Raw genomic sequence first — 12,672 nt, 5'->3', positions numbered from 1 at the left:
CTCAGGCCATGACATCGGGTGGGTTGGTGAAGTAGTCGTCGTCGGGCCTGGTGTCTCGACGCTGCAACTCGGGCTCCGGTTCCACGGCGTCCGTGCCGTCACCCGAATAGCCGTTGGGCATCTTCGCCTTCACGAACTCCAGCGCGGGGCTGTCGCCGACGAACTCCGTCATGATCTCGACGACCTTGCCCGCCGCCGCGCGCTGCGCCTGCGCGACCGCGGTCATGATCGCGCCGGAGATCCGCTCGGGGTCCTCGCCGCGCAGCTGCGGGCGCAGGATCAGGTCGGTCAACGCGCCCGAGGCGTTGACGGTGACCGTGACCAGGCCGTCCGGGGACGTCGCGCTGCCGCCGACGCCACCGAGCTGCGTCTCGGCCTGCGCGGCGTTCCGCTTGGCCTGCTCGATCTTCTCTCCGTACTGCGCGAGCCACTGGTCCGGCTCCATGTTCACCCCTCACGGCCACGGGGCTTGCGGCCCTACTGCGCAATTCGACCCGTCGACCCTCGATTCGGTTCCCGGCGACGTATCGTTTCACCGAAACGTGATTTCTCGGGCACGTACCCCGGCGGATACCGCCGTTCGGCCTATTCTGTGAATTGTTTACTTGCCGTTCTGTTGGGTTTTCGCAACACTTCGTAGCATGAGTCCGGTGCGCCGAGGCCCTGGGCAACCCATCCACAACCGGATCGGGGTGCTTCGGGTCGAACGCGGTATGACCAGGGCGGGGTTGGCCGCGGCGGTCGGGGTCAACCCCCAGACGATCGGGGCGCTGGAGCGGGGCGACCACTACCCGAGCCTCGACCTGGCGCTGCGGATCTGCGACGTGTTCGGCCTGCCGGTCGAGGCGGTGTTCAGCCGCACGCCGTTCGAACCGCTGTCCACGCAGGTCTACGGCTAGGCACGACCCGTCACGACAGGAGGAGGGCACGTGGCAAAGGGAGTGCTGGAGGTCGACCGGGTCTCCAAGCGCTACGGGGAGGTCGTCGCGCTCGACGGGATGACCTTCGACGTGCGGGCGGGCGAGCTGTACGGCTTCGTCGGCAGCAACGGCGCGGGCAAGACGACCGCGATGCGCATCGCGCTCGGCGTGCTGGCCGCCGACTCGGGCGAGGTGCGGTGGAACGGCGAGCCGATCACCTTCGAGACCCGCCGCCGGATCGGCTACATGCCCGAGGAGCGCGGCCTCTACCCGAAGATGAAGGTGCTCGACCAGCTCGTCTACCTGGCCGAGCTGCACGGCCTGTCGACCAACGCCGCGCACCGCTCCGCCGACGAGTGGATCGCCCGCCTCGGCCTTCGCGACCGCCGTGACGACGAGGTGCAGAAGCTCAGCCTCGGCAACCAGCAACGCGTGCAGCTGGCCGCGGCGCTGGTGCACGAGCCGGACGTGCTGGTGCTGGACGAGCCGTTCTCCGGCCTCGACCCGGTCGCGGTGGACGTGATGAGCCACGTGCTGCGCGAGAAGGCGGCGAGCGGCGTGCCGGTGGTGTTCTCCAGCCACCAGCTGGACCTGGTGGAGCGGTTGTGCGACCGGGTCGGCATCGTGCGCAGCGGCACGCTCGTGGCGTCCGGCCCGGTGGCCGAGCTGCGCGCCGGCGGCGAGTCGAAACTGGTGGTGGACGCCCCGCTGGCCCCGCCGGGGTGGGCCGACCACCTGCCGGGCGTGCGGTCGGCGCACACGTCGACCGGCCGCACGGTCCTGGAGGTCACGTCCGACGTGGACGACCAGGCCGTGCTGCGCGCCGCCCTGGACACGGGTCCGGTGCACGAGTTCGCCCGGCAGCGGCCGTCGCTGACCGAGTTGTTCCGCAGCGTGGTGACCGAGGAGTCCGCCGCATGAGCAGCCTCACCCCCGGACGGGCGGTGTTCCTGGTCTCGCGCCGGGAGTTCCTGGGCAAGGTGCGCACGAAGTCGTTCGTGTGGGGCACCCTGGTGATCATCGCCCTGATGGCGGGGTACGTGCTGCTCCAGGTCCTGCTGTTCGACGACGCCGGCCGCGACCGGGTCGCGCTGAGCGGCCAGGCCACCGCGCTCGCGGAGCCGTTGGAGCAGACCGCCCGGTCGTTCGGCCGCGAGGTGGAGACCGTCGACGTGACCGACGTGGCGGCGGCCGAGGAGCAGGTGCGCTCGGGCGACGTGGACGCGCTGATCACCGGCGCGTCGGACGACCTGCGCGTGGTGGTGAAGGACTCGCTGGGCAACTCGCTGCGCAACTCGCTCGACCTGCTGGTCAAGCAGCAGGTCCTGGACGCGAACCTGGCCGAGGCGGGCGTCGACCCGGCCGAGGTGGCGCGCGACGTCGAACGCGCGGGCGTCGAGGTGGTGGCGCTGGAGCCGGAGGACCCGCAGAGCGGCCAGCGGCTGGCCATCGGCCTGGTGATCGCCGGGCTGCTGTACTACTCGCTGCTGGTCTACGGGGCGATGGTCGCGCAGGGCGTGGTGGAGGAGAAGTCCAGCCGGGTGGTGGAGCTGCTGCTGGCGACGCTGCGGCCGTGGCAGCTGCTGCTGGGCAAGGTGATCGGGCTCGGCGCGGTGGGGCTGCTCCAGCTGCTCGTGATCGGCGGCCTGGGGCTGGCGCTGGCGTCGCTGACGGGGGTGATCGACGTGGCGGGCGTGGCCGGCGGCGCGCTGGCCACCGGTCTGCTGTGGTACGTGCTCGGCTTCTTCCTGTACGCCACCGTCTTCGCCGCCGCGGCGTCGCTGGTGTCGCGCCAGGAGGAGCTCCAGGCGGTGCTGATGCCGATCAGCATGTCGATCGTGGTGGCGTTCCTGCTCGGCATCAACTTCATGCTCACCGACCCGGGCGGGACGACGGTGACGGTGCTGTCGCTGCTGCCGCCGTTCGCGCCGATCCTGATGCCGGGCCGGATGGCGATGGGCGTCGCGCCGACGTGGCAGGTGCTGCTGGCGATCGTGCTCGCGCTGGCCGCGATCGCGGCGATCACGTGGCTGGGCGGCAAGGTGTACTCCAACGCCGTCCTGCGCACGGGCGCGCGCGTGCGGCTGCGGGACGTGCTGCGCTGACCGGCGAACGCCGACCCCTCGACGGCGTCCGCCCGACAGCTCAACCCTTGACGGCTGCGTAGCGCGCGAGCGCTTCCTGGCGCTCGTGCGCGTGGTCCACGATCGGGTCGCGCGGCCGGTGCACCTCCTTGCCCGGCACGTCGCGGAGCTCGGGCACGTACCGGCGCACGTAGTTCCCGTCCGGGTCGAACTTCTCGCCCTGCGTGACGGGGTTGAACACGCGGAAGTACGGCGCCGCGTCCGTGCCGGTGCCGGCCGCCCACTGCCAGCCGTGCTGGTTGGACGCGAGGTCGCCGTCCACCAGGTGGCGCATGAAGTGCCGCGCGCCCCACCACCACGGCAGGTGCAGGTCCTTGACGAGGAAGCTCGCCACGACCATGCGGACGCGGTTGTGCATCCAGCCCTCCTGCCGCAGCTGGCGCATCCCGGCGTCCACGAACGGGTAGCCGGTGCGGCCCTCGCACCACGCCTCGAACCGGGCGCGGTCGTCGTCCAGCGGCATCCGGTCGAACGCGCGGTTGTAGTTGCGGCGCGCGGAGTCCGGCCGGTGCCACAGCACGTCGGCGTAGAAGTCGCGCCAGACCAGCTCGGTGCGGTACGCCTTCGCGCCCGCGCCGGGCCCGAGGTCGGCGAGCAGCGTCCGGGGGTGCACCACGCCCCACTTGAGGAACGCGGAGAACCTGCTGGTGCCGTCCAGGTCGGGCCGGTCGCGGCGGGTGGCGTAGTCGGGCAGCTTCTCGTCGCGGAACGCCTCCCACAGCGCCCGGACGTCCGGCAGCGCCTCCCCCGGCGGCAGCGCGCGCCCGAGGTCCGACCGGATCCAGTCCACCGACGACGCGTCGGTCTCGGCGGGCGGGCGCACCCCGTGGTCCAGCCAGGCCTTCAGGAACGGCGTGAACACCCGGTACGGCGTGCCGTCGGCCTTGGTGACCCGCCCCGGCGTGACCGCGTACGGCGATCCCGCGCGCACCAGCTCGACCCGTTCCCCGACCGCCGCGTCCCGCGCGCGCCCGTACGGGCCGGAGTCGGCGGAGACGTGCACGGACGACGCGCCGACCTCGGCGGCCACCCTCGGCACGACCTCCACCGGGTCGCCCTCGACCACGACGAGCCGCCCGTCGAGCTCGGCGTCCAGGGACCGCAGGCACCGGTGCAGGAACTCGACCCTGGGCCCGCCGGAGGCCTTCAGCAGCACGGGGTCGAGCACGAACAGCGCGAGCGCGCGTGACGCCCGGCCGGCCGCCGCGAGGAGCGCGGGGTGGTCGGCGGTCCGCAGGTCGCGCCGGAACCACACCACGGTCGAGGAGTCCACGGATCGACCCTAAGAGCGCGCCGGTCACCCCGCATGACCAGTCCATTCGCGATAGTCGATTTCGACTGATAGATTTCGACCATGCCACGACGCGCGCTCGACAACCCGGTGGTGCTGGCGGTGCTGGGCCTCCTGCTGGAGCACCCCGCGCACCCGTACCAGATGCTCACCGCCCTGCGGGCGCGCGGCGGCGACCGGGCCGCCGCGATCAACCGGGGCACGCTGTACGACGTCGTCGAGGCCCTGGTGACGGCCGGGTGGGTCGCGCCGCAGGGCACCGAGCGCACCGGCAACCGCCCGGAACGGACCGTGTACGCCCTCACCGACGCCGGGCACGACGAGCTGGTGCGGCGCCTGGACAGCCAGATCCGCACGCCTCAGCGCGAGTTCACCCAGTTCCTCGGCGCGGTCGCCTACCTCGGCGCGCTCGGCCCGATCGGCGCCGTCGAGGCCCTGACCGAACGCGGGCAGCGGCTGTCCGCCCGCATCGCCGCCGACGAGCGCGGCCTGGCCGAGGTGCTGGCGGGCGGCGTGCCCCGGCTGCACGTCATCGAGGCCGAGTACGCGCTGGGCCAGGCCCGCGCCGAGCTCGCCTGGATCGACGCGGTGGTGGACGACATCCGCGCCGGCTCCCTGATCTGGCCCCTCCGAGAGGACTGACCCGATGCTCTTCGGCATCTACCCCGGCGGCGCGACCGGTGACGACGCGGGCGGCCTGGCCACCGGCGCGCCCGACTCGCCCGAGCGCATCTCCGCCCTGCTGGACGAGTTGCAGGGCCCGGGCGGCCCGTTCGTCGTGCGCGCGTACACCGCGTTCAAGGACAACGCGTTCGAGGACAACGGGGCAACCCCGACCACGCCCGCCGACGCCGCCCGGTACGCGGTGCGCGGCCGGCGGCTGGACCTGGTGGCGCAGTACCAGTCGGCGACCGGCGACGTGGCCGGCTACTGCGACTTCGTGCGCGCGCTGGTCGAGCGGCACGGCGCGGTCACCGCGATGCTCCAGGTGACCGAGGAGCCGAACGTGACCGACAACCCGGTGCTGGACGGCCACTACCCGCGCGTCCGCGACGCGATCACCGCCGGGGTGGTCGCGGCCAAGTCCCGCGCCCGCGAACTGGGCCACGACCTGGCGGTCGGCTTCAACACCACACCGCTGTTCGGCCCGGCGGCGTCGTTCCTCACCGACCTGACCGCCGGCGCCCCGGCGTTCGCGGACGCGCTCGACTACGTGGGCCTCGACTTCTTCCCCGACGTGTTCCGCCCGGTGGCGGGAGACCTGGCGGAGGGCGTGGCGGGACTCCTGTCCCACCACCGCGAACTCCTGCGCGCCGCCGGTCTCGGGCACGTGCCGCTGCACATCACCGAGCACGGGTGGCCCACCGGACCGGACCGGTCGCCCCGCCGGCAGGCGGAGGTGGTGCAGGCGGTGGTCCGCGTCGTCGCCGAGAACGCCGACCGCCTGGGCATCACCGGCTACACGCACTTCGCGCTGCGCGACGCCGACAGCGCGAATCCCGGGCTGTTCCACAACTTCGGCCTCACGACCGACGACTACACCCCGAAGCCCGCGTTCGGGGCCTACCGCGCGTTGATCGCCGAGCTGGGCGGCTGACCGTTGCGCCGCAACGGGAAAGGCCCGCACCGGACATCGGTGCGGGCCTTCGCCGTGCGCGTGGTGGGAACCGCGGTCAGCGCTGGTCGAGCGGCACGAAGGCGCGCTCCGGCGCACCGGTGTAGACCTGCCGCGGGCGGCCGATCTTGGTGGCCGGGTCGTTGATCATCTCGCGCCAGTGCGCGATCCAGCCGGGCAGCCGGCCGAGGGCGAACAGCACGGTGAAGAACTTCGTCGGGAAGCCCATCGCGCGGTAGATCAGGCCGGTGTAGAAGTCGACGTTCGGGTACAGCTTCCGCTCGACGAAGTAGTCGTCGGCGAGCGCGGTCTCCTCGAGCGCCTTCGCGATGTCCAGCAGCTCGTCGGACGCGCCGAGCTTGCCGAGGATCTCGTCGGCCGTCTTCTTGATGATCGCGGCGCGCGGGTCGTAGTTCTTGTAGACCCGGTGGCCGAAGCCCATCAGGCGGACGCCGTCCTCCTTGTTCTTGACCTTCTTCACGAACGAGGCGACGTCACCGCCCTCGCGCCGGATCTTCTCCAGCATCTCCAGCACCGCGGAGTTCGCGCCGCCGTGCAGCGGGCCGAACAGCGCGTTGATGCCGGCCGAGATCGACGCGAACAGGTTCGCCTCGGACGAGCCGACCAGGCGCACGGTCGACGTGGAGCAGTTCTGCTCGTGGTCGGCGTGCAGCACGAACAGCAGGTCCAGCGCGCGCACCAGGTCGGGGTCGACGTCGTACGGCTCGGCCGGGAAGCCGAACGTCATGCGCAGGAAGTTGTCCACCAGACCCAGGGAGTTGTCCGGGTACAGGAACGGCTGGCCCACGGACTTCTTGTAGGCGTACGCCGCGATGGTGGGCACCTTGGCCAGCAGGCGGATCGTGGAGATCTCGACCTGGTTGGCGTCGAAGGGGCTGAGGCTGTCCTGGTAGAACGTCGACAGCGCGGACACCGCCGAGGACAGCACGGGCATGGGGTGGGCGTCACGCGGGAAGCCGTCGAAGAACCGCTTCAGGTCCTCGTGCAGCAGCGTGTGCCGGTTGATCTTGGAGGAGAACTCCTCCAGCTGGGCCTGGGTCGGCAGCTCCCCGTAGATCAGCAGGTAGCTGACCTCGATGAAGTTCGACTTCGCGGCGAGCTGCTCGATCGGGTAGCCGCGGTAGCGCAGGATGCCGGCGTCACCGTCGATGTAGGTGATCTCGGAGGAGCAGGACGCGGTGTTGACGAACCCGCTGTCCAGTGTGACCAGACCTGTTGTGGCCAGGAGCTTCCCGAGGTCGATACCGGGCGCACCCTCGGTGGCCGGCACTACCTTCATCTCGTGCTCTCCGCCCGGATGGCGCAGCGCGACGGTACGGGTGTCGTTCGGCGCAGTCGTCGCGTCGGGCATGCAGAGTCCCTCTCACGCTAGGGCGGGGTGGCTCATGCGGGTCTCGCACGCATGCGCGCGGGCGTGGGATCGCCCCGCACCGCAGCACCACCCCGTTGGGGTCCTGTCAGTTCTCCCACGCTAGTCAGAGGACGACCCTCCACACAGCCGCGGTGTGAACCGATTCTGTGAGATGGGACCGGCATCACATCCGGATGCATGGGTGGCTAGCGTGCATCCACCACGGTAGCCCTTCAGGGCTGTTTCTCCATCTCACGAGGGGTGAGAGCTAGGTCATCTCCAGCTCTCGTTTGAAGGGCGGCTCGGCGCCCGCCCTGGAGCACGTGATGGCCGCCGCGGCGCCCGCGTAGGCCAGCGCCCGACCCCACCCGGCGGCGTCCAGACCCCGGACAGCCTCGACGGACAGCGCGTCGTGCTCGTGCAGCCAGGCGAGCAGCGCGCCCTGCACGGTGTCGCCCGCGCCGATGGTGTCGACCACGTCCACGGGCGTGGGTGGGACGCGGATCACGTCGCCGGCGGCGGTCAGCACGGCCAGCCCGTCGCCGCCCCGCGTGAGCACGACGGCGGCCGGGCCCGCGCCCTGCCAGTCGCGCACGACCTCCAGCACGTCGTCCTCGGGCGCGTCCTCTGGAAGGTCGGCCAGCCACCGCGCGTCCTCGACGGACACCTTCAGCAGGCCGACGTGCGGCAGCCACGAGTCGTAGCGGTCGCGGTAGGCCACCGGGTCGTGGATGAGGCCCGCGCGGATGTTCGGGTCGAGCACGGTGAGCGCGCCGCGCTCGGCCTCGCGCCACAGCACCCGCTCGTAGGTGCTCGCGCCCGGCTCCAGCACCATCGACAGCGTGCCGAAGGACACCGCCTTCGTGCCGGCGGGCAGCGGCCCCGGATCGGTCACCTGGCGGTCCGCCGTGCCCTCGACGTAGAACGAGTAGCGCGCCGAGCCGTCGTCGGCCAGCCCGACCACGGCCAGCGTCGTCGGCTGGCCGCCGCGCTGGACCAGGTCGGTGCGCACGGTCGAGGCGTGCAGCCGCTCGACCAGCCGGTCGCCGAACAGGTCGGTCGACACCCGCGACAGGAAGCTCACCGGCGCTTCGAGGCGACCGGCGGCCACGGCCACGTTGTACGGCCCGCCGCCCAACCGCGGCGCGAGGTCGCCCCCGGGCGTGGGCACCAGGTCGACCAGCGCCTCACCTGCAACGACGATCACGACTGGCTCCGTTCTCTCCGCAACCCGTCCAGCAGCAGTTCACCCAGCGCGGTGAACGCCTCGGCGTCCGATACCCCCGCGCGCCGGGGCAGCACACCGGTCTGGATGCCCTCGATGAGCAGACCGGCCATCTCCGCGATCAGGGTCGCATGCACGTCCCGGAACACCCCGTCGCGGACACCCTCCTGGATGAACTCCCGGATGCGCTCGGCGGCGGCGCGGGCGTTGCGCTCGTAGGTGCTGCGCGTGGGCGCGAACGCGGACACGTCCGTGATGAACTGGGCCGACGCCCGCCGCAGCTCCTCGGCCGCGCCCGCCAGGTAGGTGCCCACGCGGGCGCGCACGTCCTCCACGTCGGCGATGCGCTGCTCGATCCGCTCGGCCGCGCCCTTGAAGTAGCGGCCGACCACCTTGACCGCCAGCTGCTCCTTGCTCGCGGCCAGCGCGTAGAGCGTGGACTTGGAGCAGTGCAGGCGGGCCGCGAGGTCGTCCAGCGTGAAGTGCGCGAAACCCTCGGCGAGCACGAGCGCTTCCAGCCTGCCCAGCAGTTCCACCTGTCTGGGCGTCAGCGGTCGGCGCACGATCGAGGTCATGAGCGGCAACTCTGTCACAGTGCCGGGTTACAGTACTGGAGTACGTCCCACAGTACTGCCGACAGTACCCGCGATCCGGAGGTCGACGATGCCCGCCGAGCGCCTGCTGCCCACCACCGAGGCCGAGGACCTGCTCGCCCTGGTCCGCGAGATCGCGCGCGACGAGCTCGCGCCGCACGCCGCCGAGGCGGAGGAGCACTCGCGGTTCCCGCGCGAGGCGTTCCTGCTGCTCGGCAAGACCGGGCTGCTCGGGCTGCCGTACCCGGAGCGGTTCGGCGGGGGCGAGCAGCCGTACGAGGTGTACCTGCAGGCGCTGGAGGAGGTCGCGTCGGCGTGGATGTCGGTCGGCGTCGGGCTGTCGGTGCACATCATGTCCAGCTACGCGCTGGCGACGTTCGGCAGCGAGGAGCAGCGGGCGCGCTGGCTGCCCGACGTGCTGGCGGGTGACCTGCTCGGCGGTTACGCGTTGTCGGAGGCGCACGCCGGTTCCGACGCGGGCGCGTTGTCGACGCGTGCCGTGCGGGACGGCGACCACTACACCGTGAACGGCGCCAAGGCGTGGATCACGCACGCCGGCGTGGCCGACTTCTACACGTTGATGGCGCGCACGTCCGACGACGGCGGCAAGGGCGTCAGCTGCTTCTTCGCGCCCGGCCGGGCCGAGGGGCTGGTCGCCGCGAAGCCGGAGCGCAAGATGGGCCTGACGGGTTCGATCACCGCGCAGCTGTCGTTCTCCGGGGTGCGGCTCGACGCGGACCGCCTGATCGGGGCCGAGGGCGACGGCCTGAAGATCGCACTGTCCGCTTTGGACTCCGGCCGCCTCGGCATCGCCGCGTGCGGCGTGGGTCTGGCGCAGGCGGCGCTGGACGAGGCCGTCGCGTACGCGAAGCAGCGCACCCAGTTCGGCCGGGCGATCATCGACTTCCAGGGCTTGGAGTTCATGCTCGCCGACATGGCCGCCGCCGTGGAGTCCGCCCGTGCCACCTACCTGGAGGCGGCCCGCCGCCGCGACCGCGGCCTCCCGTTCCGCCGCCAGGCCGCCATCGCGAAGCTGGTGTGCACCGACACGGCGATGAAGGTGACCACGGACGCCGTGCAGGTGCTGGGCGGCGCCGGCTACACCCGCGACTTCCCGGTGGAGCGCTACATGCGCGAGGCCAAGGTGCTCCAGATCTTCGAGGGCACCAACCAGATCCAACGCCTCGTCATCGGCCGCTCCCTCCGCTCCTGACCCGAGAGTCGTACCTTCACGCCCCGAGAGTCCTACCTTCACGGCGCGTGAGTCGTACGTTCAGAGCACCTGAATTCAACGCTGAGCCCACACACCGTTAGGCATGAGCGTTGAATTCGGGGTGCCTGAACGTACGACTCACGCGGCCTGGAGGTTGGACTCTCGGGGGTCAGGGTTCTGTGTAGAAGGGGTTGGTGACGATTTCCTCGCCGTCGGAGTAGCGGTAGACCTCGCGGCCTTCCACGTAGACCTGCAGGGCCCGGCTCATCACGTCCAGCGGGTCGCCCGACCAGATCACGACGTCGCCGTCGAGGCCCGGCCGCAGGGAGCCCACGCGGTCGTCCAGGCCCATGATGCGGGCCGGGTTGACGGTGATCGACTCCAGCCCGACCTTCGGGTCGAGGCCTTCCTTGACGGCCAACGTGACCTGGTGCACGAGGAAGTGGATCGGCACGACCGGGTGGTCCGTGGTGATCGCGATCTGCACGCCCGCACGCGCCAGGATGCCCGGGTTGCGCAACGACCGGTTGCGGACCTCGACCTTCGAGCGCGACGTGAACAGCGGCCCGATGATCACCGGGATCCCACGCTCCGCCAGCACGTCCGCGATCAGGTGACCTTCGGTGCCGTGGTTGACGATGAGCCGGTAGCCGAACTCGTCCGCCAGTCGCAACGCCGTCGCGATGTCGTCGGCGCGGTGGCAGTGCTGGCACCACGGCAGCTCGCCCGACAGCACCCGCGCCAGCACCTCGGACGTGGTGTTCCGCTCGAACGCCCCGTCGGCCTCGTCCCGCTTGGCCACGTAGTCCTGCGCCTTGGTGAACGCGTCGCGGATCACCGCCGCCACGCCCTGGCGCGTGGACGGCAGCTTCTTCTGCTCCCCGTACACCCGCTTCGGGTTCTCGCCCAGCGCGCTCTTCACGCTGACGGGGTTGCGCACGAGCATCTCGTCGGCCGTGCGGCCCCAGCACTTGACGGCCACGGTCTGGCCGCCGATCACGTTGCCGGACCCCGGTTTGACCACCGCGGTGGTGACGCCGCCGGACAGGGCGTCGGCGAAGCCCTGGTCGGCGGCGTTGATCGCGTCCAGCGCGCGCAGCCGGGCGCCGTTGGGGTCGGTCATCTCGTTGGTGTCCTGCCCGGCCCAGCCCTCGCCCTCCTCGTGCACGCCGAGGTGGCCGTGGGCCTCCACGAAGCCGGGCAGCACCCAGTTCCCCGCCGCGTCCACGACCGGGACGCCGTCCGGCACCTCGACGTCCGGGCCGACCGCGACGATCTTCCCGTCCTGGATCAGGACCGTGCCGCCCTCGATCGGCTCTCCGGCGACCGGGACGACGTACCCACCCGTGATGGCGACGTTCATAGTTAGCGACGCTAACGGTCTACGACAACGGGCGCAAACCCCAGCGGCCGGCCCACGACTCGCCCGGCTCCAGCCACAGCAGGTCGACGCCGCTGTTCAACGCGTCCGGCGGGCACGTCATCGGCTCGATCGCCACCGCGCGGCCGCGGCCGGGGTAGTCGTCGGGGGTGTAGACCTGCACCCACTTGAAGTCCGGGTCCGCCCACACCTCGACGCCGCCGGCCGGGCCCTTCAGCACGTGCCGCACGAGCCCGTCCACGGGCTCGCAGCCGCCGAACGCGGTGTCCAGCTTCACTCCTCCGAGCAGCCGCGCCACACGGAAGTCGTAGTCGCCCGACACGGGCTCCGCCGGGCCGTTCGGGATCATGGTGTGCGCGTCCACCGGCAGCACGGTCGTGGCCGCCAGCGACAGCGAGGTCTCGTCGGTCAGCGACGCGCCGGCGCGCGGGTAGGGGTGCGTGCCCACCCCGAACGGGGTCCGCTTGTCACCCACGTTGGTGACGCCGTGCGAGACGGTGAGGCCGTTGTCGTCGAGCGCGTAGGTGATGGTGGTGCGCAGCTCGACCGGCCAGCCGAGGCCCGCCACCGGCGTCTCCATCGAGATCAGCGACCCCGTGTGCTCCACGGTGCCCCAGATCGCGCGGCGCACCAGTCCGTGGATGGCGTTGCCCCGGGCGGGCTCGCCGATCTCCAGCTGCTGCTCCTCGCCGTCGAGCACCCATCTGCCGCCGGCCGTGCGGTTGGGCCACGGCACCAGCACCGCGCCGCTGCCCATGGGCGGTTCGTCGTCGTACGTCTCCACGTACGGCACGCCGCCGACCTCGTAGGACTTCAGTCCCGCACCCTCGGGTGCGATGACGGCGCGTGCCGCGCCGTGGGCGATCTCCAGCATGGGTCAGGAGCGTATCCGAGCCGCTCTCCCCTTGACTTAGTTAC

13 protein-coding genes are annotated in these 12,672 nt (G+C 71.5%); 6 read left to right on the top strand and 7 right to left on the bottom strand.

The genetic code is table 11. The features are described 5' to 3' along the window. Position 1: 1 nt before the first annotated feature. Positions 2-445: a YbaB/EbfC family nucleoid-associated protein gene (locus IOD16_RS39690; RefSeq protein WP_123748157.1), complete on the bottom strand. Its 444-nt coding sequence runs from the start codon at positions 443-445 to the stop codon at positions 2-4. A 196-nt stretch (positions 446-641) separates the two neighbouring features. Here IOD16_RS39690 and IOD16_RS39685 point away from each other — a divergent pair, with 196 nt between their 5' ends. Genes IOD16_RS39685 through IOD16_RS39675 form a run of 3 tightly spaced genes read left to right on the top strand, consistent with a single transcriptional unit; the run spans position 642 to position 3,025 of the window. Further along, positions 642-899: a helix-turn-helix transcriptional regulator gene (locus tag IOD16_RS39685; RefSeq protein WP_201438381.1), complete on the top strand. Its 258-nt coding sequence runs from the start codon at positions 642-644 to the stop codon at positions 897-899. 30 nt (positions 900-929) lie between these two features. Continuing rightward, positions 930-1,841, top strand: a complete 912-nt coding sequence (locus IOD16_RS39680; protein WP_201438380.1) for an ABC transporter ATP-binding protein — start codon at positions 930-932, stop codon at positions 1,839-1,841. After that, positions 1,838-3,025, top strand: a complete 1,188-nt coding sequence (locus IOD16_RS39675) for an ABC transporter permease (RefSeq protein ID WP_201438379.1) — start codon at positions 1,838-1,840, stop codon at positions 3,023-3,025. The genes IOD16_RS39680 and IOD16_RS39675 overlap by 4 nt, the downstream gene beginning before the upstream one ends. 40 nt (positions 3,026-3,065) lie before the next feature. Here the strand turns inward: IOD16_RS39675 and IOD16_RS39670 are convergent, their stop codons facing one another. Next, a complete protein-coding gene (locus IOD16_RS39670; protein WP_201438378.1) occupies positions 3,066-4,337 on the bottom strand; it encodes a cryptochrome/photolyase family protein in 1,272 nt (423 codons plus the stop codon). Positions 4,338-4,418: 81 nt separating this feature from the next. Between IOD16_RS39670 and IOD16_RS39665 the strand changes: the two genes are divergently transcribed. Further along, positions 4,419-4,997 (top strand): PadR family transcriptional regulator, encoded by a 579-nt coding sequence (locus IOD16_RS39665; protein WP_201438377.1) that lies wholly within the window; start codon positions 4,419-4,421, stop codon positions 4,995-4,997. A 4-nt stretch (positions 4,998-5,001) separates the two neighbouring features. Then, positions 5,002-5,952 carry a hypothetical protein gene (locus IOD16_RS39660; protein ID WP_201438376.1) on the top strand — a complete coding sequence of 317 codons (951 nt, stop codon included), beginning with the start codon at positions 5,002-5,004 and terminating at the stop codon, positions 5,950-5,952. Positions 5,953-6,028: 76 nt separating this feature from the next. On the opposite strand, the gene IOD16_RS39655 is transcribed toward IOD16_RS39660, so the two are convergent. From IOD16_RS39655 to IOD16_RS39645, 3 genes are all read right to left on the bottom strand, one after another. Further along, complete coding sequence (locus IOD16_RS39655; RefSeq protein ID WP_201438375.1) at positions 6,029-7,342, bottom strand: citrate synthase; 1,314 nt, start codon at positions 7,340-7,342, stop codon at positions 6,029-6,031. A gap of 268 nt (positions 7,343-7,610) precedes the next feature. Then, positions 7,611-8,549, bottom strand: a complete 939-nt coding sequence (locus IOD16_RS39650; RefSeq protein WP_201438374.1) for a carbohydrate kinase family protein — start codon at positions 8,547-8,549, stop codon at positions 7,611-7,613. Continuing rightward, positions 8,546-9,142, bottom strand: a complete 597-nt coding sequence (locus tag IOD16_RS39645) for a TetR/AcrR family transcriptional regulator (RefSeq protein WP_123748158.1) — start codon at positions 9,140-9,142, stop codon at positions 8,546-8,548. The genes IOD16_RS39650 and IOD16_RS39645 overlap by 4 nt, the downstream gene beginning before the upstream one ends. Before the next feature lie 88 nt (positions 9,143-9,230). On the opposite strand from IOD16_RS39645, the gene IOD16_RS39640 reads away from it, so the two are divergent. Next, positions 9,231-10,373, top strand: coding sequence for an acyl-CoA dehydrogenase family protein (locus IOD16_RS39640; protein WP_201438373.1), 1,143 nt, complete (start codon positions 9,231-9,233; stop codon positions 10,371-10,373). A gap of 169 nt (positions 10,374-10,542) precedes the next feature. On the opposite strand, the gene IOD16_RS39635 is transcribed toward IOD16_RS39640, so the two are convergent. Both IOD16_RS39635 and IOD16_RS39630 read right to left on the bottom strand, forming a co-directional pair. Next, positions 10,543-11,736, bottom strand: a complete 1,194-nt coding sequence (locus IOD16_RS39635) for an amidohydrolase (protein ID WP_201438372.1) — start codon at positions 11,734-11,736, stop codon at positions 10,543-10,545. Between the two features lie 19 nt (positions 11,737-11,755). Beyond that, positions 11,756-12,628 carry an aldose 1-epimerase family protein gene (locus IOD16_RS39630; protein WP_201438371.1) on the bottom strand — a complete coding sequence of 291 codons (873 nt, stop codon included), beginning with the start codon at positions 12,626-12,628 and terminating at the stop codon, positions 11,756-11,758. Between the last annotated feature and the right edge of the window lie 44 nt (positions 12,629-12,672).

This window comes from Saccharothrix sp. 6-C (genome assembly GCF_016695385.1).
Classification (GTDB): Bacteria; Actinomycetota; Actinomycetes; order Mycobacteriales; family Pseudonocardiaceae; genus Actinosynnema; species Actinosynnema texasense.
Note: the sequence above shows the minus strand (reverse complement) of the source record. Positions and strands in the feature narration are given on the sequence as shown.

What these genes read in the sequence shown, in the direction of transcription:
- IOD16_RS39675 (WP_201438379.1), top strand. Translation starts at nt 1,838, where the DNA reads ATGAGCAGCCTCACCCCCGGACGGGCGGTGTTCCTGGTCTCGCGCCGG.
- IOD16_RS39660 (WP_201438376.1), top strand. Translation starts at nt 5,002, where the DNA reads ATGCTCTTCGGCATCTACCCCGGCGGCGCGACCGGTGACGACGCGGGC.
- IOD16_RS39630 (WP_201438371.1), bottom strand. Translation starts at nt 12,628, where the DNA reads ATGCTGGAGATCGCCCACGGCGCGGCACGCGCCGTCATCGCACCCGAG.
- IOD16_RS39690 (WP_123748157.1), bottom strand. Translation starts at nt 445, where the DNA reads ATGGAGCCGGACCAGTGGCTCGCGCAGTACGGAGAGAAGATCGAGCAG.
- IOD16_RS39655 (WP_201438375.1), bottom strand. Translation starts at nt 7,342, where the DNA reads ATGCCCGACGCGACGACTGCGCCGAACGACACCCGTACCGTCGCGCTG.
- IOD16_RS39665 (WP_201438377.1), top strand. Translation starts at nt 4,419, where the DNA reads ATGCCACGACGCGCGCTCGACAACCCGGTGGTGCTGGCGGTGCTGGGC.
- IOD16_RS39635 (WP_201438372.1), bottom strand. Translation starts at nt 11,736, where the DNA reads ATGAACGTCGCCATCACGGGTGGGTACGTCGTCCCGGTCGCCGGAGAG.
- IOD16_RS39685 (WP_201438381.1), top strand. Translation starts at nt 642, where the DNA reads ATGAGTCCGGTGCGCCGAGGCCCTGGGCAACCCATCCACAACCGGATC.
- IOD16_RS39640 (WP_201438373.1), top strand. Translation starts at nt 9,231, where the DNA reads ATGCCCGCCGAGCGCCTGCTGCCCACCACCGAGGCCGAGGACCTGCTC.
- IOD16_RS39645 (WP_123748158.1), bottom strand. Translation starts at nt 9,142, where the DNA reads ATGACCTCGATCGTGCGCCGACCGCTGACGCCCAGACAGGTGGAACTG.